Here is a 24868-nt window from a genome sequence, read left to right on the forward strand (position 1 = left end):
TACGAACAATGACGATAAGGGGACCTCGGTCGTTACTTCAACAGGAGGAGTTTCTTTGTCGAAACGAATTCTCCGGCTTGCAGACGGTAGAAGTAGATGCCGCTGGCAAGCGTTCCGGCGTTAAATTGGACCGTGAAATGTCCCGCTTCATGATTCTCGTTGACGAGCGTCGCAACTTCCTGTCCGGTGACGCTAAAAACCTTCAGGGTGACATGCGATGCTTTCGGTAAATCGTAATCGATGAACGTTGACGGGTTGAACGGGTTCGGATAGTTTTGCTTCAAATCGAACACTCCCGGAACCGACGGATCCGTCATTCTAACTCCGGTAAGCGAGAAGTTCGTGATCGCGGAAATCAACAACCCTTTAGCGTAGTCAGCATTATGAATGCCATGGCTGCCGTCGCCGGTATAGAAGTCGTAGTTGAATTTTGCATGCATGAACCCGAGCGACGATGAATCTGCTTTATTCTTCGCTGTCGCAAGCTTGGTCGCCAGGACCGCTGCAAGACTGTCGCACGTTGTCTGCGTCCTTCGATAATCGAAATTCGTGGAACTTGTGTCGATATCGGCATGGCACGTCTCGCAGGCTTCTTTTCTCGGAACAAAACTGTGTCCCGTATACACCGGCGTATTCGCTGTCACGGAAGCCGGGGTCACTGTTGCTACGTGGCAAGTCACGCATTTGTTGGGGAGTGCCGTGGTATGTGCGGAAGATGGATAGAAGCTTCCGGGATATTCGTATCCGCCTTTACCTTCGAACATGTACGCCGTTGAATTATGGACCGCTTTACCGACTGCCGTACCCACGCTGTCCTGCGGATATTCCGGATTATGACATTTTTCGCAAAGCTGAGCGATGGGAAGGCGAAGTTGATGGGCATTGGGGCTTCCGTGCGGATCATGGCATCCCGCGCAAGCGATCGAATTCGAAATGCTTGTATCGGCGACAACGATCGACGGCGTTATGGTCGTCTGGTTAAACCACTGCACCATTCCTTCGGAGGTATGGCACCCTGCGCATTGGGTGTTTGTCGCGGTCATCGTTTGCTTGCCGCTTGAAGTATACTTGGAAATCGCGTGCATTGATTTCTTCCAATCTTCGTAAATCGGCGTGTGCGGATCGCCGCCGTGACATTGTCCGCATTTCGCTGCTGCATAGCTCGTATCGTACGCGATACCGGTCGAATACGGCTTGTGGCAATCTTCGCATTGGACGTTCTTGGTATTCTGCATGCCGAGAGTATCAGCATGTGTGTGCGCATTGTCGCGGAAGAAATCGCTGAACCCGCCGATTGTCACCGTGGTGTCCCAGCCCGTTGTGTGGCAGGGGAGACACGAAACGGAGTTTTGTAAAAAAGAACGCTCGGATGCAGGGATCGAATCGTAAGCCGTTGCATGAAGGGTCGTCAACCAAATGTCAACTTTCCCCATTTTCCCGGTAGTACCGTTGTGACACGGCCGGCAATTTGTCGCGGGGGATCCAACATATGTGGGCTGTGTGCCGCCTGAAGAATGCTGGCCGTATAAGGGGAAGGCCCAAACCAACACTACGAGCGCCAAGATAAATTCTAGTCTCAACTTGCGCATGATAACCTCCAAAAAATGATTCAATGTTCTCAAATAACTTGCTTTCATACAAAAAGCACGAACTTATCACGCAATAACTGTGCCCAATGCAAAGTAGGGGGGAACTATGATTTGTTAGAATATTCTCATTTTTCAACTAAAAGAGTGTTGAAAATTTTAACAGTTTACGACAATCTCAGTAGATTGGAGTTTCTTCTGCAACTTGGGAAATAAAAAAAAGAAGCTTCTTAAAAAATGGAAAGGAATAGAGGAAGGGCCTGGCATTACCTGCATGCGGTAAGAACTGCCTTTGCACGCCAAAAGCCGCCGCTAAAGAATCGAACCTCGGCCTCGTCAAAGTCGGCTGTTATAGCTTTGGCTTTATATTGAAGATCCGTTCCTATCTTTGGTTTTTGCGAGAGGTTCGCTCCCTTTCGAAACTATCGCACCGGTGATCTTCACTGAAACCCAAACGACAAAAAGGATTGCAGCGAAGAGAATTGTCCAGGAAGGATATATCTCGAATGAGAATAGGACCGTTAAAAGAACGCTTAATATTCCTGTGTTGAGTGTTTGTTGTAGAAAGTTGTATTTTCGTTCGGGATACCGCGGGACGAGTTTTATCCAGGTCGCAAATAATGATACGAGAATTGAAACGCCGATGACTTCAAGGGAAAAATAAAACATTAACACCTCCGATGTTTGTTGAATGGAGACCCTACAAACTGAATATATTACTTTTCAGAACAATCATTCAATCAAAAGAGATACGGAATAATTCGTTTTGTTCGTGCTGCATACTCCTCATACTGCGGGTACTGAACGACGACGAGCTTTTCCTCGGCATAGATTCTCAGCGACAGCCCAAGCGTACCTATGATCCCCAAGAGTATGGTGAGGTCTGCCGGATGCGAATAGATGGCGGCCCACATGAAATACAGAATTGAAGCGTAAATGGGATGACGAATGTATTTGTACGGTCCCGAAGTAACCAATCCGCCTTGGGTAGGTTCTGCGCCGGCATGAAAGCTTCTTCTGCCGAATGTCGTTCGGGCCCACACCATAATAATCACAGCCATCCCCTGAACGAATATTGGAATGACACCGGCAGCAAAAATGGCATTCTGGATCACCAATAGGACAAGTGACACTACCAGAATAAAATAACCGGCTAACGATGCATTCCGAAGGCTCATCTTATCCCTCTTGCATGGCACGAATCAAGAAAGGTCCGGCCGTCTGGCGGAGAGTTGGCAATCACTCGGCGGGAGCAATATGGTCTCTCCGCGAACGATACCAGCATAATACGAAAAGCAAACCGGGAGACGAAAAAACAAAGAATGCCCATCCGTGAGGGAATATTCCCCGGTAGAAAAAGTGAGTAAGATAGAACATCGTCAGGCTAAAGAATGTAATTCCGGCGCCGACATTTTCCCTCCACCAACCTATCACCATCCCGGCAGCGACGCCGAATGGGAAGAAAAGAAAAAGCACCCATTCTTTCGGACTGGTCTGTTGAGGGTCAAAGCCCTCGCCAATGGCGAAGACCAGAATGGCGCCCACACTTGCACTGCTTACTCCTCTTGCAATCCATCGCACTAAACGAGTAGAGGAAGAATCGTGCTTTGTGTACGGGTTCATGGTTCGCTCACTCATATTATCCAAGCAGCATAGGAAAAGGCCACTGCAATGTTCCAAGCGTCCATTCATCGGCCCGTTCGTTCCAACGCTGTAGACAGGATTGAACCGTTACTTTGCTCGTCTGAGGTTTTGGCCGCCGGATGCTTTGCCATTTTTTGAAAGCTTACCCGAGGCGGAAATAGATTTTTGCTCATGCAATGAATTGCGTTCCCAGAAAACGTCCTCGGCGTACCCTTGAATCGATTTATCTGCTTCTGCCCTTGCGAGCCTTTTTTCTGCGAGACACGCATAGAATTCATCAAGTTCAATCCCGAGATACCGGCGCCCGAGCTTTTTCGCGACGACCGACGTCGTGCCGGATCCTGCGAACGGGTCGAGAACAAAGTCGCCAGAATTCGAGCTTGCAAGGATAATTTTCGCCAGGAGTTTTTCGGGTTTCTGTGCCGGATGGTCTGTGTTTTCGGGCATCGACCAAAAGGGGATGGTAAGGTCGGTCCAGATGTTCGACGGATGGGTCAGGCGAAAATTGCCGCTGCCGGTTTTCTGCCAGTCCTTAGGCTCCCCGTCATCGTCGGTGTAGGGAGCGATGACCTTTTTCCTGATTTTGACCGCATCGATGTTGAACGTATAGTCATCCGACACCGTGCAGAACCATAGATCCTCGGTATTGTTTTTCCAGTTCGACCTTGCGCCCCGGCCTTTGTCCCGTTCCCATGTAATGCGGTTGCGGACAGTAAGAAATTTCTGAAGTACTTGCTGAAGAATCCCCGACGATCTCCAGTCGCTGCATACATAGACCGATGCCGTTGTTTTTAATGCCGGAAGGATCCGCTCAAACCACGGTTCAAACCATAGACCATATTCTTGCGGAGCCATTTCTTTAAAATAATTGGAGTTGAAAGACTTTGTGAGGTTATACGGCGGATCGATAAAAAGGAGGTCGACAAAAGAGGATGGAAGAAACGGGATCGCCTCGTGGATATTCTGATTGATCGTTTTGTTCTCGAGTGAATGCACTGGCGTCGGCTTATTCAGGCGGAGCAGGCGTTTCTTGTACATCCGTTGCTCGAGGTTGCTGAGAGTCATAGTTCTATTTTGTGGGGCCCGCTGTTTTTTTCCCATGATAACAAATGGTCCGCATCAATGAAGAGGATTCATACGGTGCGCTGCCACGCATCAATGCGGCGACGCAATATCCGTCTGGAAGAGCTATTGATCATCCTTGACATAGTAGTAATGCGAGATCTCGTTTTCTCTTCCCGTCAAATGCAGCGTGTCGTTTCCAGGGAAAAGAACATATTGGCTGTCGGGAAAATTTTTATGTGTCCAGTGAATCATAAAGATCTCTCTTCTGCTCCCGGGAAATCTCTGCTTTAGGAGAGCAAATGGTATTTCATTCACAAGCGTGTCGTTGCGATAGAACTGAGCCAGGCCGTTCTCCCGGAATATCACTTTTGCGGTATAACCCGAAATCTCCGGAACATAGATTGATCCCGTCCAAGCTCCCTGCCTTTTGACAAGCCGCCAGGTTCCATACACTGAAGGATCGCCGCTCATCCAATCGAATTTACAGCTTGTAAGAGCAACGGATGCCAGCAAGAGAAGGTGAAGTCTGATAAGAGCTGCCAAATTCAGAGGTCCTTCGTTTCGCCGCCGGAGACTCGGCGTGGATGGTCCAGGCCGGCAATTATGCCGGAAGAATGTCTGCAATTTTCCGGCTACTTCGCGAACCCGATCGTCGGAGGCATCCACGTCAAGCTGTCGTTGACAATATGTTTTGAATAATTGACGACTTCGATCTCCTCGGGAATAACTTTGATAAGGAGAAGGTATTGCCAATCGGGAAACGCTTGCGTCCAGTATTGTCTTTTGCGTTTAAGCTTCTCCTGCAAATCGTCCACGAGAATTGCCGTCCCTTTCATGTTCACATAGCCGCGTGCCTGGGCATGGTCGGCATAGTATAAACAGACGTTAGGATTCCGACGGATTTCTTCGGCTTTCCGGCTTCTGCTGTTCGTCGCCATCCAGACCGTCATGTCGGCTTCCGGTGGAAATGGATTCATTGTTCTGACATTGGCGCGATGGAGTGAGTCAATTGTAATAAGAGCGCAGTATTTTTGAAGGCCCATGATCTCCCTCGCTGCAGCAATGAGCGAGTCACGTTGATATTGCGAAGAGACCGGACGTTGAGCCATAGTCATTGAACTGATTGCCAGAACAAAAAACGGAAGGCGTGTTCGGAGAACGCTGAGATGAAAGGACATGGTGTGTTCCTGTTGAGTTGTTGTCGCCCCTCGCGATTCGCACGGGCGCAAGCCGGCGGCTGGTAGCAGCGCAGTACTTCATTTCTCAGTATAACGGCACGTCGTGCCCCAAGGTTTCATCGGACGGCATGTGGGGGGTCACTGTTTCTGCGATCTGCTGATGATGTCATAAGGAATTTTTGCATCGGCGTAAACCTGCCACAATTGAATCTTTTCGTTTTTAACGACTGCCTTCCATGAAGCGGGAAGTCTCCAGGAATTGCCTTTTTGCTCTCTTAATCCTTTGAACGTTCCGCCTGCAAATCCAAAAGCAGCGATCGTGTCTTCGCGGATGAAAATATCTGTCACCTCGATTTTATAGTCGGGGAAAAGCTGGAAGTATCCTGTCCATCCGGCCCGCATTTTTACCTTGCCGACAACAGCAATTCCTTGGGAATCAATGAATTTATGATCATCTGTCATCAGCGAGCAGATCTTTTCAACGTTGTGCTCGTTAATTGCATCGACGAAGTTGAGTACGGTTTGTCGGCTCATATCACCAAGAGTGAGAGATTTTTGCTGGCCAAAGATTGCGCATGGAGCAGAAGCAACCCGAACAACGCGGCGTGCATTATCGGGGGTTTTTTGTGCAAACGCAAATCCTCGAAAGAACTGAACTCCGAAGGTGGAAATTACTGCAGTTTATTTCTCTGCCGGGCGCCGGCCGTCCTACGGCTTTGAATTTCCTTGGACCATTTCTTCCATTGCCAGAGACCGGAAGTCACTTCTTTCGGAAGCCGCAGGCCCGATGCTCTGGCCGCGACAATAATTTGTCCGCGGTGGTGGGCTTCGTGGACCGCAAGATACGTCATGAAGTGCACGACATCGGATGGAATGTTGGCCCACGGCACGTTGATACGCAATATTCCATCGCCCTTCAGGCCGCGCCTGAGCAATTCGACGACCACGGCATTGCTCTTCTTTAATGCACGGAGCAGGTTGCGCCGGGTGACCCTACGGCGGTCAACGCTTTCCGGGGGTTTTATTCCGTACCTTCGTCCGACCATTTTTATCCACATGCATCGGCTATTATGAATATGGCCGGCAAGCATTCGCACGGACTTTTGAGGCGCGCCGGGAATGTTCATCTCCCATAACTCGCGAGGCAGATGCTCGAAAAAAAACTCCGTCACCCGATTATTCGTTTGCCAGGTATCCAAGACCAGCTCCAGCCGCTCATCGCCCTTCATCATATCATTCGCTATCACGTCGTAAGAACAACTTCCGTCGCAAAGGACGGGATTCTCTTAAATAATATATGGAACAAAGGCCGTAATGCAGAAGAGCTATTTCAGGTTCCAATAAACGACATAGCGTTCTTTATCGATTGTGTAATAGGGAACCAGAGTGATCTCTTTTGAAGCCGCTTTTACCGTCTTAAAAGTCAACGGCTTTCCGTCCACGGGAATCAGCCAATCGTTTATTGTTCTCCCGTTAACATTGAGTGCCGTATCAATATCTTGCGGAACGGGGACGTTTCTATAATCGAGCTGATCTTTGGCAAATGGAGCCGGAGGGTTCATTCCCTCAGTCCCCATTGCTCCGGCCAGGACGATCGGGCCGTATTCGATCGCAGCAAGGTTGGGATTGTCATTTGTTGCAACCATATGCAACGCCATCGGATAGGTAACGTCAATTTCGTCGCCAGTCTTCCAATTTCTTTTCAGAACGATGTAACTCCCCGGCTTTTGGTTTATCTCCACTTTGGTCCCGTTAATTGTCACTGCGGCCCCCGATGTTGCCCATGACGGATAACGAACGTAAAGCGGCACGTTCCCGTCCTTGATCTCTTGAATTGCGAGATGGGTGGAAGCCTCTTCAGGAAATCGGGATCGTTGAGTCAATATGATTCCTTTTTCTTTCCAGGTTAATTTCGACGGAATAAAGAGGTTTATAAAAATGCCGTTTTCGTCATGGTAGTAAATGCCTTCGGCGTACTTGGCGTGATTCTCAAATCCGGTGCCGACACAACACCAGAATGAATTGTCCCTGTCGCAATATGTCTTGAAAGTGCCGGGTGTAAACGACATAAAATACGTTACCATGCCGGTTCCCGGTTCCTGGGACGCCAGGATGTGATTGTACAACGCCCGCTCATAATAATCGGCGTACTTGACATCAGCCGTCCAAGTGAACAGATGGCGGGTGAGCTTGAGCATGTTGTACGTATTGCAGGTTTCGGTTGTCGCCCGCGATATATGCTTTGAAAGCTGATCCGGTTCAAAAAAATATTCATCGTCACTGTTGCCGCCGGTCGCGTATGTGTGATGGTCGATGACGGTTTGCCAGAAGAATTCTGCGATCGTTTTTTGCTTTTTATCGCCGGTCAATTCATACCCTCGCGCCTCGCCGGTGATTTTCGGGATTTGCGTATTGGCATGGAATCCAGCTAATGTATCCAGCCGTCGAGCCAACGGATCGAGGATCATATGGTCATAAAAAAATTCCGCCAGCTTTTTATCATTCACGTTGCCGGTGATCGAATACAGATTGTAAGCCGCCTCGATCATTCCGCCAAATTCCGTTCGGTGCATGACAGCCAATTGTTCTGGGGAGAGGTGTTCAAGCTTGCGATACGCCCAATCGCCCATTTTCGCCGCAACATCGAGAGCTTGCTTATTGCCGGCGTATTGATACATGTCGATCAATCCGGCCATGATTTTATGGATTGTATACCACGGCGCCCAGACCGGAGTTCCGTCGATCGCACGGTCGACCAGATTCTGGGGGAACGCGCTCAGATAGCCTCCTTGATTCAAGGTCCTCTGAATCTCAGCCAAAGCGCTCACAAGCGAATCGCCCTTGCTTTTGTAAGCTGCTTCTCCCGTCGACGCATACATCAGCGCCAAGCCGGAGAGAACATGCCCCGTGGTGTGGCCGCGCAGTTCAACGTCCAAGCCTTCCCATCCGCCGTACGGCCGGGCATGTGTCTCCATGCCGGCATTGACGCGCCAGCTGTGCAGCAACCGGTTATTGTCGATGCTCAACAGCCACTTTCCGTCCCGTTCCATGTTGTCCCTGAAGCGGCCGTCGCGCAGTGTTACATCCGACAAATCAAAGCTGTACGCTTTCGCTTGCAGCTCAGGTTTCATTGCTTGCTTCGAGGTGAATTGGCCGATATACTGCGAAAAAACAACTGCAGAATTAAGGGAGCAGAACGCCGCAATAATGCACAAGCTTCTCGTTTTCATACTTGTTCATCCTTCACTACGATGGAACAACAGTTGTTTCGAAATCAGTGCTTTGAGAATAATATCGGATCTTTGCTGTCGCTTACCGTGATCGATGTTGGAGTAAAGATAATCGGGAGAATGGAAAACACAAGTGGTCGAGAGCAGGGGATCCATTCTTTTATGCAGACTTCATCGCCTTCTTCGATTCGACCCTGATGACAATGGTCTCTGCAATCCGATCGTGAACGGTTTGCCTGTTGGGATGAATAAAGTACTGGATAAAACCGAATCCTCCTTCCAGCATCGATGCTCCGTAACCCAGGGAGCGTTCCAGAGAATGCCAGAGATTCAAATGTTCGTGAACGATCGACACGACTCGGATTCCAAGCAGTTTCTTGCCGATCGTTTGTCCTCGGCCGAAATAAGTGACTAGCCCAAAATATAGGGGGAGGCTCAGAAGTTCCCATCCGTGAAAAGGATCGATATCCATTTTGAAATTCCCGGATTCAGCCCCCGCTTTCAGGGTTTCCGGCAATGCAGAAGCCCCGACGATCAGGGCAACGATAAAGAAGTCGAGCACGAACGCTATCGCTCTTCGGGAAAACGTTGCCAAGGGCGTCCCCTCCAATGATCGTTGCCGAGCGATGTCGACGGGGACAAAAGTTCGTGCCTGAAATTTATGCTGTTTCATTTTGCAATTATTTATTTGACATGATGGTCGTTTGAGGGCGCATTGACTTTGCTGCACTCTTTTATTCCTCCAACGTCGGCGAGAGACGTCGAGTGATGTCGAAATCGCCCTCCCTAATTTTCCGCCTATCGGTCGTTGAGGTTCGTACTTATCCCACGGCGGTGAACTTGTCCCCCAGCCGAAATTGAAATGCTCTCCTTTTTGCCGTCGTCAATATCAAAGGCGTAGAATACAGGCCTATCGGCGAAGATAACCTTGGGCCTTACTACCGTTCCATCCGATTTGATGAGATATCTAGTTAATGTTATCGTTGCGGGTTCGACCGAATATGAATTTTTGTATTCTCTGTCGAAACAGAGGCCGTCTAACATCTACTCACTTTGCCGAGTGATTGTCCGAAAGAATTAATCTTTGAAGGGAAGGCAGGTTCCGTCATTCCTGAAGAGAGCCTTTGGGACTTCAGTTGTTGGTTAAGCGGCAAAAGGTGAATCAGTACAGGAGAACAACCATGTATCACCATATTTCCGGAATCAATTTGTAGCGGGTTTTCTGGATGTATTGACTGTACCCCGGTAATTCGTTGATAAGAGCTTCATCTTCAAGAGATGTTCTGACTAACAGAAGGACAATGGCGAAAGCTATTGGGATGATGCTCCACATCGAACCGAGTAACAAAGGAAATCCAACCCAGGAAATGATCATTCCCAGATACCCGGGATGACGCACGAATTTATAGAGCCCCGTCTGACAGACGGTATGCCCTCTGTCAGTTTGTATCCGCACTACGCTTGAAAAAAACCTGTTTGTTTTCTTGGCCAAAATAAAGAGGAGCTGACCAATAAACATAAGAACGATCCCAAGCACGCAAATGTCCCATCCTAATCGCGGGGACCATTGATAGCGCCCCGAATCCAATCCAGTGACAACATAAGTGATTATTGTAACCAAGGCTGAAAGTTTCAATATTTGTCTGTCCCATTCTTTAGCGTCTTTCGGAGGATTCGAGCGCTCGATACGAAGCTCATCGTCTTCGCCTATCGAAGTGAAATTTACAACAACTCCAAACAGGCTCATTGCTGAAAATATCCAGCCTTGATAATAATTTATTCGGCCAGCGCTTATGAACAGAAGCAAGAGAAGGGCTACTATGCCTGCAACGCTTTTGAGTAGATGTTGAAATCGCTTCACACTACCTTCCGAATCGAATGAGAAGCCCGGTTAGAGAAAAGCAATGTTCGCTGAAGTAATGGCCTATGTAGGTGCTAAAAGGATCTCGTCTGAGCGATAGTCGTTGGTTATTTCGCTCATGCGAAATCGTCGACGTCTGGTTTCGACACTTCCAAGCATGTTCTTTAGGGACTTTAACCGCTGACCAGAATAGACGCTGTGGCATGCGATTATGTATTTCATTCGGTTCCAATAAGCCCTAGGGCTCCCATAATTCTATTTTGTTCCCTTCAATGTCCATGATGTGAACAAATTTACCGTAACTGTACGTCTGAATTGTGTCTACAACCGTGACTCCTTCTTTTTTTAGCTCATCAACAAGCGGTTCTAGATTTTCTACTCGATAATTGATCATGAAGTCTTTTGTGGATGGATCGAAATATCTTGTTGTCTGGGGGAAGGGACTCCACTGTGTCAACCCCTTTTTTGTTGTATCAGGGACTTCACGCCATTCAAACATCGCGCCGTATTGGTTAGTCTTCAACCCGAGATGCTCTTTGTACCAACCTTTCAGTTTCTCGGGATCCTTGCACTTAAAAAAAACTCCACCGATGCCTGTCACTTTTTTCGACTGTGACTGGCTGTTGAATTGATCTGTAATGATTGTATTAAAGGCAAAGCCAAAGCCGAACGAAATTGCCAGGGCCGCAGCCACAAAGTTCTTCTTTTCCATGTTTATCGGCGACTAATGTTTGTTGTGGATTCAGTATAGTTCCTGGATCAATTGCGGCGGCATGCAGCCAGTTTGACGTAGACTATATGCGTGGCAGACACTGTTATTTCCTCAAAAGAAATTTTTCGTGAAGCGATATCGCTGCCGTATTCGCCGACAGTCCCGAGGGATCCCTTTGGAGCTTGAGCCTGGTTAGGGCACAGTTCACCTTCGCGTTGAACGAGCCCGCTTATTGGCCCTGAGGCGGTTCCCATAGCTCGACCTTGTTTCCCTCCGGATCAATGACCCAGGCAAATTTTCCATATTCAGATTCGTCGATCTTCTCGAGCACATTGCAGCCCTCCTGCTTCAAGGCCTTGACCAAGGCGTAGAGGTCTTCCACACGATAGTTCACCATGAAGGGGGCAGAACTCGGAGCAAAGTAATTGCTTTCTTGCGGATTGATCAACCAGGCAGTTGTGCCAGCAACCGGTTTCCCATGGGCGTCGGTCCAATCGAAGGATGCTCCGCCCCAAGCTTGGACATCGATTCCTAAATGCCGTTTGTACCAAGCTTGCAGCGACGGAGCGTCTTTGGCCTTGAAAAAAATGCCGCCGATGCCAGTGACTCGTTTCATGTGACCTCCTACGTGTGGTGGACGGTGGAATGATTGTTCTGCGTCTTAACAGATCGGAGCCAAACCGTCTATGACTCGTAGAGCGGCAACGTGCAGTAGGCTCTGTGCAGACTACACGCGCGGCGAATTGCCGATGGTGACTCCGTCACACCCGAAAAGATCCGTTTGGAACTTGAGTCGCTGGTGATGGCGCAGCTTTCTTCCGTTTATGGGGCATTGCAACCAGTAATATGCGCCCCGTTTTTACCTTATCGATTGCTTGGTTCGTATAAGGCCAGTGAGATCGTACCCTTTTGCTTTTGCGCGGTCAAGGATCATATTGAGTGTGCCCTCGTCCAAAGCTGGCGTCCGCGAAAGGATCCAGAAATATTTTCGGGTTGGTTCACCGACCACAGCATAGCTATAATCGGGTGCGAGGTCAATGACCCAGTAATTTCCCCACACAAAGGGGAGGAACGAGAGGATCGCAGGCGCAAAGCGGACCTTGAGTTTGGCATTGGACGTATCGCCGTCTGCACGTTTGACCTTGCCCTCTGCTTCATCAATCTCTCCGTTTTCCTTTTGGCACCTGTTGACGACTTTGATGGTTCCATCATCTAACACGGTATATGTTGCGGTCACGCCTTCAGTGCACTGTTGCTGAAAACTGTTAGGTAATCGAGCAATCTCGTACCACAACCCGGCGTATTTGTTGAGATCAACATACGGAACTGCAGTAAGCTCTTGTGCCTTCGTCCAAGTTGCAGGCAATACGGTAAGGACTGCCAAGAATAGCATGTGTACGCTCCAGTTCAACGAATTCAAATGATAATTTGTCATAGCATCAAGACCGGATTTGAAATATTTGATATCGTGTAAGAAGCCGACGCCCGGTTCCGTCAGTCCCGAAGGGATTCCTTTAGGACCTGAGCCGCCGGTGAGCCAGCCGCGACGCTTAAATGCCCCGCGCATTCCGAATAATGGTCTGTAAATTCTTAGCCCCGAAGACAAGAAGCGATCCAACAATGATTGACGCTGTTGTTGACACAATTTCAATGGTCAAAGCTTGAGAATACATCTGTGAATAAAATACCGAATAAATGATTCTTGATAGGTGAGGAATGACCGTTGCCAAGATATAAACGCCGACAATCGTATATGCAATTCGTTCCAGATATCCTTCATCGGAGTTTGAGCTTCCAGGCTCTTCGTCATCCTCTCCGGCGAGAAAAAACAAGGAAAGCTTCTTTGCTTGTTTATAGAAGACAACAGCGGCTATAATATAGAGAATGAACCAAACAAGATACGTCACCATCAGAACCTCGCTATCTTGAGTTGATCGGGATTGTCCGCGCGTATTCGCTAAAAATACCCCAAGTGATGATAGGATATCCAGGGCGCGGAGGATTAAGTAAACGGAGGTCAAACGAAAAGCGATAAAGCCTATTCGATCATTGGTTGTAGACATTGAGTTTATCCTTTCGGCTGGCTAGCGCGCCTTGGCTAAGCTGCCACGACTCCGCGAGTCACAGACACATAACGCCGCACAAGGTGCAGCAAATTCCGTATAGCTCATACACGCGGCCAAAGGCCGGCGGCTGGTCCCGTCAGTCCCGAAGGGTTCCCTTTGGGACTTGAGCCGTTGGTTGATCAGCAAAACGATGGTTGTTGACCGGTGCACTTTGTTAGATTATGACTGCGTTTGAACTGAATCTGCTTGTCAACATAGCTCCCATCTATGATTGCCAGGTAAGTTCCCGTAGAAGGATGATACCACTTTCTTGCGGTTTTTGCAATTGGAGAATCTGACTGCTATTAATTCAACTCATTATTTGACTCGAATCAGTAAACGACAACTCAAATAACTGAGACTACTGTGTACTTCGCTCGCTTTCTTTTTGCCCTCTAACGGACCGCGGCTAAATTGTCCACGACACTGCGAGTTAAGGACTCGAAGGACGGCGACGTGCCGCAAGATCCTTGTAGAATGTTGCACAGACATAACGGTGATTCATTTCAAATTCTCAAGACCTTTCTGTGGTGAAACGCCGGTGGCTGATAAAGTCAGTCCCGTGGGGACCCCTTTGGAACTTGAGCGGCTGCCGAGGCTAGCAACAGCTTATTTTGCAAAGGTCATTCAAATTTGATCTCCTCGGCGGGAACGATCTCTTTTTCTGGATGAGTGACATTCTCTCTCGAATAGGCAAGCGTACCATTGGAAAGCATCACTCGAACCATCGTGAACGCATAGTGGTGATACCCTAATGGCAGTTTGCTCACCGGAAGCCAAGTGCCCCATGTCTCATTGGGCTTAAGAGCTTTGGGTAACGGCCTATCTGCCTGCGTTACAGGAATCTTAGGGTTTGCATTGAACCAGACACTGGTTATCTCAAATTCTCGATCCAGCGTTAGATTTGTGACGGTTATGAAGAATGCCTCCTTTCGTTTATCTTCGAGAAGTGATCGGTGGACAAGAACTCGGATTCGCCGTTGATTGAGGAGGGCATTTATGAATTCTCCCGCATACTTTTCTATTGATCTCTCTATCATAGGTAACATGGATGTCTCCTTTGATTGCCAGCCTAACATGCCGCGGCTACGCTGTCCACGACGCTGTGAGTCATGGGCTCGTAGAACGGCGGCGTGCGGCGGGTTGCGTGCAGAATGTGGCGCGGACGTGACGGTTGTTCATTGCAGTTTCCCTTGTCTTTCGCGCGGCGAATTCGCCGATGGCTGGTCCTGTCGGTGCTGAAGGGATCCTTTGGGGCCAGAACCGCCGGCTAGGCCGCAATGTGATATTTTTACCTGATAAAAAACCTCAAAATCCAGATCGCATAGAATGCTGCAGCTATTGTAATGATCAATGATACCACTCCGAGCCTCCGGGATCGGATCCAACCGGACAATCCCAGACTTGTTAAGAAGAAAAAAAAACAGGCAATAAACGTTATTGACAACGAACGGTGGACAACGAGATAAGTCTGGGGCACTTGAATTGGTCCATTCGCGGAACTGTTCAACGACAATTCCAACACTCGAGGCACACTTAATGTCCATCCTAATGCGCAAACAATTAAACCCGCTGTCGCCGCTATTGCAAAGCCTGCTGTCCAATCATCGATGGTCTTTGTTGTTTTGTTGGTCAAAATCACTGCAAGGAATGCAAAAGAAAAACCGGCGATCAAAGCGCTGATAAAGGCGCATTGTCGAAACAATTCGGCGAGTATTTCCGGAGATAGATTCATTGTACTCCTTTCTTTAGTTGTCTAACGGACCAAGCTGACTTGTCTGCGACTCTGCGAGTCAAGGACACGTAGAGCGGCGGCGAACTGTTAGGTACATATAATTCATTGCACGGACTAATCTGCTGATCATATCATTCTCGACGACATGCGCGCGGCGAAATCGTCGACCGCAAGTTCCATCTGTCCCGAAGGGACTTCTTCCGGATGTGAGCCGCTGATCAGGGCGCAGGGCATTTAAGATCAGGGTTTAACGTGCCCAGTATTGTAGAACGGCCTACGAGGATTCCTCTTCATCCTTTCTTCAATCCGTTCGGCCAGCCATTGAAAATACTCGCCAAGAAAAGGGTCCGGTTGCTTTTCCCGGATATCATTGAACATTGGTTTGTATTTGGACCACGATATTGTAACAAAGGAGCCCAACGTCTTATCGACGAGATCCAAGTTAATAAGGCCTTCTGCGACAAGTAGGCCGAGAGATTCCATCTCCTGCGCGAAGTGTAAAAGAGTGACCTGTTCCTTTGCCGATAATTTCTGAAATCCCCTCTGACTTGATGGAAAAGAGTGATTATTAATTATGAAGTGCATTAGTTCTGAGAACTCGCGAGTCTGAAAATGCCGCAAGCTATCGAGTGTGAGGCGTTCTCGACGGTCTCGAGCCGCTGCCTTGACTTGTGCGATACCAAATATAACAGCCACAAGAAGAGAAAGGGTAAGCGCCAAATTGGCGATAAGGGATACGAGATCGTTCATTGTGAGAACCTCGAGATGTGTTTAATGGTGGAATGAAAAGTTCTGTGCCCTAACGAACCGGAGCCAAACTGCCTACGACACTGCGCTGCATAGACTCGTAGAGCGGCGACGAACTGTTCGTTGCAGGCAGTTGTTCATTACGCCGACGCATCCGCTGATCGTATTATTTTCGGCAAACGTCGCGCGGCGAAATCGCCGATGGCTGTATAGACAGTGCATTGTAACCGCTCAAAGCTATTTGGTTTGACCCAGCAGGTCACCTGTTTCCGCATCGATTATGAGGCCCAAAGGTATCAATCCACCTTGATACACGATCCTCCAGCTTGCAATAGGATTTGGGCTCAAGGATTGGCTCAACGATGCGGACATCGTCACGTTGGAGTTTTGAGTTCTATACTGCAATCCTCCGTGCGACTCAGCAAATATCATAGCTGAATCGCTGTCGAACCAACTGAGGGTGATCACGCTTGGACCGACGGGAAATGGCGTAGAGCTATCGAACCTGATTTCGGCTATCGTCGCATGGAAATAATACGTCAGATGTTCTCCCGCTGAAGTGTCTGCGTATTGATAAGACCACTTCGTCGCCTTGCCGTCGACTCCTACCGTGTCCGCTGAAAGAGAGAGTAATCGTAATCCCGGATGATAAGAGTTCACATAAGAATTGAGGGCGATCATTCTTTGATTTGCCGTAAAAGACTCATCGGGGGATGACGAAATCGTAGTATTGTCCTTGCATGCAAATAAAAGTTGTGAGAGGGCCAAAATGATAATTACATTTCTCATATGACCTCCTGTGCCGGAGAAGATGATGCAATTGCACCGCCTAACGATTGCCGGCTGAAGTGCGGCGGCAGATGCGTCGCCAGGGGAATCCAGCCCGCGCGTGGTAAGCTACGTCAAATTGTAGCGGCTTTCTTCGCGCGTGTTAGATCGTCGGCGGCCGGTTCCGTCAACTTGACCCGCCGGTTGGGGCGCACGGAGATGTATTATCAGTTCGCGATCGTTTAACTCGCTACAGCGGACGACGCCAAACAGATTCGCTAAACGTTCCGTCGATCTTTGTTGATATTTCTGCATAGAGATATTTGTCACACACGACAAGCGCCTCTACGACATTACTCGGTAACCCCTTGCTGATGTCCGTCCAACTCGCTCCGGTATTTGTAGAAAGGAACAGACCAGCATCCGTACCCACGAAAATATTTGAATCGCTTGCAACAAGCGCGTTAATGGTCGGGAGAATTGTCGAACCGCCATTTCGCGGAATCCATGATGCTCCCTTATCGGTAGAAATATAGAGTCCGGTTTCTTGGCCGCCGGCAAAGAGGTTCGTGCCATCCGACACAATGGAGAAGAAATCATGCAGCGTGCCATTGACTGACGTCCATGTCGCGCCGTCATCCGAAGAACGATAAATACCGAAGTTTGTCGAGATGAATACGTCGGCAGCTTGTGAAATGACAGCATAGACAATCGTCCCCGAATAAAGTCCGGTATTAGTCCAAGTCCAGCTCGCGCCATTATTAGTCGAAAGCGCTACACCTGTTCCCCCGGTTCCCGCAAAGAGATTCGTTCCCTTAGAGCATAAGCAAAGAACTTCAAGGAAATATTGATTGGAGGCTAACAACTCGGAATCTACTGCGATCCAGCTTGCGCCTAGATCATTCGAACGGAAAATGCCCATAGAAGCGGTACCGGCAAAAAGATCCGCGCCACTTACCGCTAACGAGGTGACGCCTATGCCGTTCAGGCCGCTGTCAACCGGAGTCCAGCTTGAACCGCCGTCGGACGAACGAAATACGCCCGAGGGATGATTTCCTGCAAAAAGATTCGTGCCGCTCGTGACAAGCCCGCCGTCGAGACTGGGAAACCCTGTTTGACTCCACCCATTAGAATTGTCCGGTACGACCGGATTATTCGAATTCTTTTTGCAGCCAGGGTTGAAAAGGAGAATAAGAATTAATGCGAGACTGAGGTTCTTCATTTGGATTTGACCGCCTTTCAAAAAACTGCAATGAAAAATTAGACATATTACAGTTTTCGTCGATACATTTTATTCTTTTGTAAGAAGAAGGTCATTTCATGCTGCCAAACGGACCGCAATTAAGCTGCGGCGGCGTGCAGCATGTTCCACGCCGACGATACGCGCTGCACATGTCACCTTTCCCCTAATAGTATTTCGACGCGCGGCGCAATGCTGACGGTTGATTCCGTCACCTTGAGCGACCCCTTTGGCAGTTGCTACAATTGTCTATATTCTATGTCGTTAAAGTAATTCCAATTTCCGGTAATTGCATCATACACTACGGGTAAAATGCCGAACGAATCCAATATGAACCACCATGGATTTACTTTTGCATATGCCATATATCGATGCTCAACAGCTCCGTTCTTTAATATAAGCAAATGATCTCTGTTTGAACGTAACTGAATTATTTGTGTAGTAGAATCTGTTTTATCAACCCACTGGTTGTGTGATACAGTTCCTATGATCTTAAAATTCGATTGAATTGCCATGCCATCGGAAGAATAAATCTTGAGGCTATCAGGCGCATTCTTAATTTCAACATCGGACATGTACCCTTCAAAGATAGTTGCACAACCCATGAATAGAAACGGGACGATCAAAAAGCCAATATTTCGCATATATCCTCCTTTAATACGAGATTTCTTTCATCGCTTAGAAGCATGCCTGATAGAAATAATACCAGCCTGTCAAGCGTTCCAACGATTGCTAGGGACAGAAGATCGGTATTTTCGTTCGCCGATAAACGAAGATAACAGACAAGGCAGACAACATGACCGGCAACAATGCGTCGCCGAAATGCTCACAAAAAGGAGTATTGCCACCGGAAACCAAACAAGCCCGGGCATTGGGCATCGCTGTTGGGCGGCCAGAAATCCAAACGCATATGAGATGTCCGATGAGGATTTCTCGATTGGATCTCGGTGGACGATCTTTGCCATTTTCCCGTGCATTGTGCGTAAGCAATATTTGTTCGAACAGAGCCCCTTGTTCGCCGGATAATGATTCTCGATTGACCACATACGAAATGCACATGACAGAATTACGAAGACCAAAAATGTGACCTCGATGTTCGATGAGCGTTCTTATATATCATCGATTGGGGCTTCATGATCTATCCAATTCATTTCACTATCGCTCATGAATTGATTTGGCCAGTCAATGTCCTTTTCAATCAATCCAAGGAAATCAAAGACGTTGTTCGTGATCTTTTGTGCTAGCTCAAATGAGGGCTTACCTAGTAGTGCATCAATCAGAGGAAGAAAGCCATCAGGCTTCTTTGGACTTCTTCTGATCTCTTCGAGTAGCCATTTGTGGAACGGATATAGTTGTGCATTAAAGTTCAATACTAATCGACAAGAAAAGAGTGTTACCTTTTGAGTCGCCAAATGCAGAAGATATTGATTGTTCTTCTCTTCTGCTTGGCTCATATACCACTTCCAAGCAAGAAGCTGACATGCGAAACGACGTTGCCTTTCACTAGTTTGTTCCGTTGGATACCGGGTAAGCCTTTCCAGAACATCTGGTAGCTTCGTTTCTCTTGAATAGAGGACTCTGACATCTTTGAATGCGTAGCGTGCAGGATCGCTTCCTTTTTCTGCAATTCCCTCGAGAGTATGAATCGAAACCACTTTGCAATCGACGTACCCGCCAGGGTACTTGCAGATATCCCAAATGCTGAATGCCAGCTTGCTTTGACGTTTTCTTCTTTCATACTCCTCTTCAGTTGCAACGATAATGATATCTATATCTGAGTTCTTTTTTGCAAAACCGTGAGCTAGTGATCCTGCAAGCAAGAAAGCCACAAAACCCTCTCGAGTTTTGTACAGGGAAAGAAAGTCGTTGATCGCTGCTGAGTGATGTTCTTCCACTGATTCCTCCTTATGACCTCCTCCTGACAACTTGTTCTCGGTGCCTAACGTACCGTGGCTACGCTGTCTGCGACCCTGCGAGTCATAGACTCGCGGAGCGGCAATGTGCAGCCAGTTCCAAGGAGAATGTCGCGCGAACGTGACAGTTGTTTACTCCAGATTCTTAACATCATCGCGCGGCGCGAAGCTGTCCGCCGGTTAGACCGCAAGAGCCGATTATTTGAATTTAAGCGCATGATAAACTTTCTCTGCCGTAATCGCCCCCATAAGTTCATCTTGCGTATTATAAAGATAGAAGACGTAGGCGTCTGCGACATCGTCTTTATGAATTACCGAAATCATGCATTGTTTGTAGCCCTTGCCAAAGTCTGAGTCAATTGTTGTTATACCAGTACTTCCTGCATCGGCACCAAATTCCTTTTTGACACTTTCTCTCGGGTATGGGTGCGGTTTCATCACCTTACCGTTTGAAATATTCAAACCCATTGTTACAAGCATCGGCCCAAAAAGTGTATTTGGGTTCTTTTGTTTTTTATCCACCGGCCAGACCCGATATCGAATCTCTAGGCTTGAGGTTTTTGATTTTATTGCAAAATCATAGGCAACATTGCCATTCTGGATGATCGGTATTGATGTGAAATCTGGAGGGAATGAAAATTGCATATTTGTTTGATTGAGCAACTGCTGAAACGTCTTGGGCAAGGGCTGAGCAGATGCAAAAATGTTAATCATGAGAAGAACGAGAAACGATTTCAAGAATGAGTTCATGTTGTCTCCTGATGTATTGCGGGTTAACGGATCGCGGCCATGATGCTGCTGCGTGCAGTTAGTTCCGTGTAGTGTATGCGGTCGGCAGACGAAGCTATTGTCATGAACAATGTGCTTCGCGAGGCAAAGCGCCGACAGCGGGTTAGAGCGCAGCCTGCAGTATATGCTCATAATTATCTATTTGCCTCTGGCAGCCGACGACCTAACGAGTCCCATGCAATGGATTTCAATGGCACGCCATGATAGTATTTATCGACTTCCTCTGACCGCTTGCTGCCGGACTGGTACCAGCTTTCAAGCACTCTCGCGCTATCGAAATTGTTCAGACCAAACCTCGTTTTTATCTTGCCGTCAGGGTAAAGTTCCAATACGTGAATGTAATAATCACGCAAGAAGCGAATCGACTTCGTGATCTTCCCATCGACTGACGTGTTTGTAAAAGTGTCTATTTTAGATTCCCTGAGAGTTATTGACTTCAGACCACCCGTGGAATAATAGGTACGTGTAGAGATCAGCATGACACTGTCCATCGGGATAAAGTAAGTTTGGCCCATCACGCTCCCGTCATCATAAAAAGCCTGGACTTTGATTGGAAGAAGCTGTCTTCGATATACCTCTTGGCGGATGCCTCCTGTACCCTCGTAATTGGCAGTGATTATTTCGTGTGTAATTCCCTCACCGGAGTTGTCCACAGGTTTGCAGGTGAGGAACATAAGCGATGCAAGGACTGGAGCGAGGTATCTCATATCTCCTCCTGGATGTGCCGGGATCTTATCTTAGTACCAAGATGTCGTGCGCCCTAACGTGCCGTGGCTGCGCTGCGGCGGCATGAAGCCAGTTCCATATAGAATGTTGCGCGGACGTGACGGCTTGTGACTTCTTGTACCGCGTACCGCCGCGAAGCGCAAAGCTAGCAGCTGGATCTGTCAGTGAGCGCTTTTCGCCATCACGCTCTGCGTGACGTAAGCGACTGGTTAGCCCGCAACGGATTGTTGAGCTATTTGTCAGCCAAATACTCTTCAACATGTTTAGTTAAGAAATCGTAGAAGTCAGCGATGAAGGCTGAATGCTTCACTCGAACCCTGAACTTGCTGTCGATAATAACAGTCGATGGATTGAGTTCTAGGTTGAATGCCTTCATTGTTGCGCTTCCGCTGTCGTAGGCAAAGGGTAAATCGTACGGTGTACCTGCCGGAATGAAGAGGAAACTGGATCTCTTTGAGCTCGCGAAATTTTTGGCCCTTTCTAACGTTTCCCACCCCGAATTAACGCAATAGAGAACGACTTTCGGATTGTTCTTGTATTGCTGGTAGAACTTCTCCAATTGAGGCATTGACTTCTTGCAGGGGTTGCAATCTGAGCTCCAGAAGTCGAGCACGATGACTTTACCTTTGAGGTCCTTGGAGGAGACCTCTTGATCGGCGAGGGTGGCGAATTTGAACTCTGGTGACATCTGCATTGAATCTGATTGACAATGCCCCCTCTGTGCCGAGATGAGCGTTGACAAGGCAAAGTAGAATAAGCAAGAGAGAAGATTAGTTCTCATAAATGATATCCTTCGACACTGTTGACAACCGTTTCGTTCCAACTGAATGCGCTGCGGCCTAACAGCCCGGAACTAAGCTGCGGCAACGCACAGCCATTTCCGTGCAGACTATATGCGCACCGCATTCGCCGGCAACTGGTTCCATCAGTTTGAGCCGCCGGTTAAGCAACATCCGGATCTATTTTAGAACTACGCCCCACTCGGCAACGACAAACCCGTTTCGCTTGAATATAGGAATCGATGGGGTCATAAGTTGTGCCTCATTACTCTCTGAACCCTTGATCACGTAAAATAGTCGGAGGATATTGTCAGGTACGGGAGAGACATCTAACTGAATGACTTTTTGAATGTCACCCGCAAATTGTGGATAGATAAAATAGAAAGTATGATCTGAAAGTCTAGGGATCCAATATGAGATAAAATCAGTTTCTTCTTGTTCGCTGAATCCGATCTTAAGAAGATTGTTCCTAAAGAAAGATACCAGCGTGTCTCTGCTTACCACCCAACCAGAATTGTATTGATACTCGTCCGGAGTGTGAGCCTCGTAAATGAGATAATCGTATTGTTGGTCGATTTTGCCGGAAGAGTCTACCTCAACCCGCCATCCGTTCATGTACGGTGGTTCCGATTGAACTATTGATCCCCCTAACGGAAAGACGAGCTTTACTGACAGCGTGGTTGTAGTTTGAGGATACAGATAAATATTAGGTTCGTAGACGCCTACTGTGTCTTTTGCAGGTGTATTCGGAGGTTCGGTTGGGCTCTTCTTACAGCCTGCGATAATAGAGAGGAATAATCCGAGCATCATTGAAAGGCTAATGAGGATCAGAGTTTTCATTTGAGCAGGACCTCCTTCCGTGTTGCCTAACAGAACGGAGCTATGCTGCGGCGACGTACAATCGGTTCCGCGTGGACTTTGCGCGGACGTGACAGTTGTTCATTTCAGATTCTTTTGACTTTCGCGCGGCGATGATGCTGACCGCTGGTCAGGCTGCAAAAGCGACGATCAGTATTTGATTACCTTGAAAAACGAATGCTTGAGTAGCACTGTTTTGGGAAAACCATAGGCGCTTAAATCTCCTGAAGAATCAACGAGGGTAAGAACAATGTTCTCCAATGTCACATTCATATCAACAGTATGCCCCGGATTTGTGTACGGGCAGGGTACATGTTTATTGATTCCAATTCTTCCGGTTGTAGTAGGAACCCATTGTAATTGTCTATCTGCGGTTGTGATAACGTTAGAATATACTGCCCACGGAGATGTCATTGAGTTTGAGGGGGTAAGGCCTACTTCAACAACCGAAGTGTCTATCGAAGACTTGTTTGACAAATCGACATACCTAAATGAGTCCGGTGGGAAACTACAGTTGGCATTCCGGAAATATACTTGCATATAGAAGTGAATAAAGTCGGACGGCCAATCGGTTTGGTTGTATGTATCTATCTTTGGTCCGAATCCCTTGAATGACTCACTAAATCCACCAAACGACCATTGATTGACACGCGAAAATGTGTAGTCAACATTGGAAACCTGCAAAGTGATTCCAGCCAAGCTTGTAGTATCGATCAGGGCGGTGTTATCTGCTGTCTTATTTTCTGAAACTGGAGAATTGTCTTTTGATTTGTTGCAGGAGACAAAGGAAAGAGCAATAAGTATGATTAGAACGTATTTCATGTATCCTCCGGAGTTTGTAGTACTAATGCAGGTCTATTGCCACCTAACCTACCGCAGCTATGCCGCGGCATCATGCAGTTAGTTCCATGTAAAATGCTGTGCGGACGTGACGGCTGTTCATTTCAGTTTTATTGATCTTTCGCGCGGCGGAATCGTCGACGGCTGGTTCCGTCAGTCCCGCAGGGATCCCCTTGGGACTTGAGCCGCTGGTTAGGTGACGGACGTTTTGTTATGTAACTCTTTTTTCAACTGTTTCAATAGGAATTGTACAGCATTTTCTAATTCTTCAAATGCCTGATTGAATTGACGAATCGCTCGTTTACTATGTGTTACTTCCTGGAGTTCGAGGAGTTGAGCCTCGAAATCCAAATAACCGTAAGTTACAAGTTTCTTTCGTTTCTGACGCAGGAACTCCCGCAAAGTCGTCTTTCCTATCCTTCGGTTTAGTGCGTTTTCAACGGGATTGAGCAAGTGTTCAAGATGCATAGGGGATAGGAGTCTGAAAAACAAGCCACCCTCTTTATGTGAACTGTTATTTTTGGTGATAAACATCGTTATGGTTAAATGCAGAAGAGCAACAATGTTGATGTCTCCGGAGATGGGGTTGTAGACTGCCACTGGCGAATTGCAAGCATAAAGAAACATTCGGCAATGCCGAACTAAGCGCTTTAAGGAATTTGCGCGATCTTCCTTTTTCGAGTATATGCTGTCTTTCATTTCCGCCACCTAAAGTGCCGCGCCTAGGCCGCGGCAAGGTGCATTAGGTTCTCTGTAGGCTGTGTGAGCGGTGGATGAGACCTTGTCCAATAAAACCTCTTATTTGTGCACCGCAAAGCTGACGGCTGGTTCCCTCAGCTTGAGCCGCTGGTTAGGCAGCAAAAGGATGGAAGTTGACCTGTGCACTTTGTCAGATTAAGACTGCTTTTAGAATTGTCCTGATTGTTAACATAGCTCCCAACTATGATTGCCAGGTAAGTTCCCGTAGGAACATAGTACCACTTTCTTGCGGTTATTGCAATGAGGTAAATCCGATTGCTTGTAGATTCGCTTCTTTTGCAAATCCAATCAACAACCAAAATTCTTGCCTATGAAACTGTTATTTATCTCTGT

Annotated in this window: 28 protein-coding genes; all 28 read right to left on the minus strand. The window is 47.8% G+C overall.

Annotation, left to right across the window (positions count from 1 at the left end):
• Positions 1 to 32: 32 nt before the first annotated feature.
• Positions 33 to 1589 (minus strand): T9SS type A sorting domain-containing protein, encoded by a 1557-nt coding sequence (locus VMF88_15290; protein HTY12426.1) that lies wholly within the window; start codon positions 1587 to 1589, stop codon positions 33 to 35.
• Positions 1590 to 2326: 737 nt separating this feature from the next.
• Positions 2327 to 2764: an isoprenylcysteine carboxylmethyltransferase family protein gene (locus VMF88_15295; protein ID HTY12427.1), complete on the minus strand. Its 438-nt coding sequence runs from the start codon at positions 2762 to 2764 to the stop codon at positions 2327 to 2329.
• A gap of 61 nt (positions 2765 to 2825) precedes the next feature.
• Positions 2826 to 3131, minus strand: coding sequence for a hypothetical protein (locus VMF88_15300; protein HTY12428.1), 306 nt, complete (start codon positions 3129 to 3131; stop codon positions 2826 to 2828).
• A gap of 186 nt (positions 3132 to 3317) precedes the next feature.
• Positions 3318 to 4295: a site-specific DNA-methyltransferase gene (locus VMF88_15305; protein HTY12429.1), complete on the minus strand. Its 978-nt coding sequence runs from the start codon at positions 4293 to 4295 to the stop codon at positions 3318 to 3320.
• Positions 4296 to 4418: 123 nt separating this feature from the next.
• Positions 4419 to 4838, minus strand: a complete 420-nt coding sequence (locus VMF88_15310; protein ID HTY12430.1) for a hypothetical protein — start codon at positions 4836 to 4838, stop codon at positions 4419 to 4421.
• 89 nt (positions 4839 to 4927) lie between these two features.
• Positions 4928 to 5404, minus strand: a complete 477-nt coding sequence (locus VMF88_15315; protein ID HTY12431.1) for a pyridoxamine 5'-phosphate oxidase family protein — start codon at positions 5402 to 5404, stop codon at positions 4928 to 4930.
• A gap of 207 nt (positions 5405 to 5611) precedes the next feature.
• Positions 5612 to 6007, minus strand: a complete 396-nt coding sequence (locus tag VMF88_15320; protein HTY12432.1) for a nuclear transport factor 2 family protein — start codon at positions 6005 to 6007, stop codon at positions 5612 to 5614.
• A gap of 137 nt (positions 6008 to 6144) precedes the next feature.
• A complete protein-coding gene (locus VMF88_15325) occupies positions 6145 to 6705 on the minus strand; it encodes a DinB family protein (GenBank protein HTY12433.1) in 561 nt (186 codons plus the stop codon).
• A gap of 93 nt (positions 6706 to 6798) precedes the next feature.
• Complete coding sequence (locus tag VMF88_15330; protein HTY12434.1) at positions 6799 to 8703, minus strand: beta-L-arabinofuranosidase domain-containing protein; 1905 nt, start codon at positions 8701 to 8703, stop codon at positions 6799 to 6801.
• A 160-nt stretch (positions 8704 to 8863) separates the two neighbouring features.
• Complete coding sequence (locus tag VMF88_15335) at positions 8864 to 9298, minus strand: RDD family protein (protein HTY12435.1); 435 nt, start codon at positions 9296 to 9298, stop codon at positions 8864 to 8866.
• Between the two features lie 591 nt (positions 9299 to 9889).
• Positions 9890 to 10564 (minus strand): isoprenylcysteine carboxylmethyltransferase family protein, encoded by a 675-nt coding sequence (locus VMF88_15340; protein ID HTY12436.1) that lies wholly within the window; start codon positions 10562 to 10564, stop codon positions 9890 to 9892.
• Between the two features lie 238 nt (positions 10565 to 10802).
• Positions 10803 to 11276, minus strand: a complete 474-nt coding sequence (locus VMF88_15345) for a VOC family protein (protein ID HTY12437.1) — start codon at positions 11274 to 11276, stop codon at positions 10803 to 10805.
• A gap of 229 nt (positions 11277 to 11505) precedes the next feature.
• Positions 11506 to 11892 carry a VOC family protein gene (locus VMF88_15350; protein HTY12438.1) on the minus strand — a complete coding sequence of 129 codons (387 nt, stop codon included), beginning with the start codon at positions 11890 to 11892 and terminating at the stop codon, positions 11506 to 11508.
• A gap of 243 nt (positions 11893 to 12135) precedes the next feature.
• Positions 12136 to 12843 carry a lipocalin family protein gene (locus VMF88_15355; protein ID HTY12439.1) on the minus strand — a complete coding sequence of 236 codons (708 nt, stop codon included), beginning with the start codon at positions 12841 to 12843 and terminating at the stop codon, positions 12136 to 12138.
• Positions 12827 to 13339, minus strand: coding sequence for a hypothetical protein (locus VMF88_15360; protein ID HTY12440.1), 513 nt, complete (start codon positions 13337 to 13339; stop codon positions 12827 to 12829). Before VMF88_15360 ends, VMF88_15355 begins: the two co-directional genes overlap by 17 nt.
• A 665-nt stretch (positions 13340 to 14004) precedes the next feature.
• Positions 14005 to 14430 carry a hypothetical protein gene (locus VMF88_15365; protein HTY12441.1) on the minus strand — a complete coding sequence of 142 codons (426 nt, stop codon included), beginning with the start codon at positions 14428 to 14430 and terminating at the stop codon, positions 14005 to 14007.
• A gap of 242 nt (positions 14431 to 14672) precedes the next feature.
• On the minus strand, positions 14673 to 15116 hold the full coding sequence (locus VMF88_15370) for a hypothetical protein (protein ID HTY12442.1): 444 nt from the start codon (positions 15114 to 15116) through the stop codon (positions 14673 to 14675).
• A 240-nt stretch (positions 15117 to 15356) separates the two neighbouring features.
• Positions 15357 to 15866 carry a hypothetical protein gene (locus VMF88_15375; GenBank protein ID HTY12443.1) on the minus strand — a complete coding sequence of 170 codons (510 nt, stop codon included), beginning with the start codon at positions 15864 to 15866 and terminating at the stop codon, positions 15357 to 15359.
• 234 nt (positions 15867 to 16100) lie between these two features.
• The gene (locus VMF88_15380) at positions 16101 to 16652 is read right to left on the minus strand and encodes a hypothetical protein (protein ID HTY12444.1); all 552 of its coding nucleotides are present in this window, start codon (positions 16650 to 16652) and stop codon (positions 16101 to 16103) included.
• Positions 16653 to 16881: 229 nt separating this feature from the next.
• Positions 16882 to 17853, minus strand: a complete 972-nt coding sequence (locus VMF88_15385; GenBank protein ID HTY12445.1) for a hypothetical protein — start codon at positions 17851 to 17853, stop codon at positions 16882 to 16884.
• A 257-nt stretch (positions 17854 to 18110) separates the two neighbouring features.
• Positions 18111 to 18515: a hypothetical protein gene (locus VMF88_15390; GenBank protein ID HTY12446.1), complete on the minus strand. Its 405-nt coding sequence runs from the start codon at positions 18513 to 18515 to the stop codon at positions 18111 to 18113.
• A 465-nt stretch (positions 18516 to 18980) separates the two neighbouring features.
• Positions 18981 to 19766: a nucleotidyltransferase domain-containing protein gene (locus tag VMF88_15395; GenBank protein ID HTY12447.1), complete on the minus strand. Its 786-nt coding sequence runs from the start codon at positions 19764 to 19766 to the stop codon at positions 18981 to 18983.
• A 216-nt stretch (positions 19767 to 19982) separates the two neighbouring features.
• The gene (locus tag VMF88_15400; GenBank protein HTY12448.1) at positions 19983 to 20534 is read right to left on the minus strand and encodes a hypothetical protein; all 552 of its coding nucleotides are present in this window, start codon (positions 20532 to 20534) and stop codon (positions 19983 to 19985) included.
• A gap of 173 nt (positions 20535 to 20707) precedes the next feature.
• Positions 20708 to 21280 carry a hypothetical protein gene (locus tag VMF88_15405; protein HTY12449.1) on the minus strand — a complete coding sequence of 191 codons (573 nt, stop codon included), beginning with the start codon at positions 21278 to 21280 and terminating at the stop codon, positions 20708 to 20710.
• Positions 21281 to 21531: 251 nt separating this feature from the next.
• Positions 21532 to 22080, minus strand: a complete 549-nt coding sequence (locus VMF88_15410) for a TlpA disulfide reductase family protein (protein HTY12450.1) — start codon at positions 22078 to 22080, stop codon at positions 21532 to 21534.
• Between the two features lie 178 nt (positions 22081 to 22258).
• Entirely contained in the window at positions 22259 to 22918 is a 660-nt protein-coding gene (locus VMF88_15415) for a hypothetical protein (protein HTY12451.1), read from the minus strand.
• 168 nt (positions 22919 to 23086) lie between these two features.
• Positions 23087 to 23758, minus strand: coding sequence for a hypothetical protein (locus VMF88_15420; GenBank protein ID HTY12452.1), 672 nt, complete (start codon positions 23756 to 23758; stop codon positions 23087 to 23089).
• Positions 23759 to 23968: 210 nt separating this feature from the next.
• On the minus strand, positions 23969 to 24475 hold the full coding sequence (locus tag VMF88_15425; protein HTY12453.1) for a hypothetical protein: 507 nt from the start codon (positions 24473 to 24475) through the stop codon (positions 23969 to 23971).
• Positions 24476 to 24868 lie beyond the last annotated feature (393 nt).

Source organism: Bacteroidota bacterium (genome assembly GCA_035506275.1).
GTDB lineage: Bacteria > Bacteroidota > Ignavibacteria > UBA10030 > UBA8401 > JAGVPT01.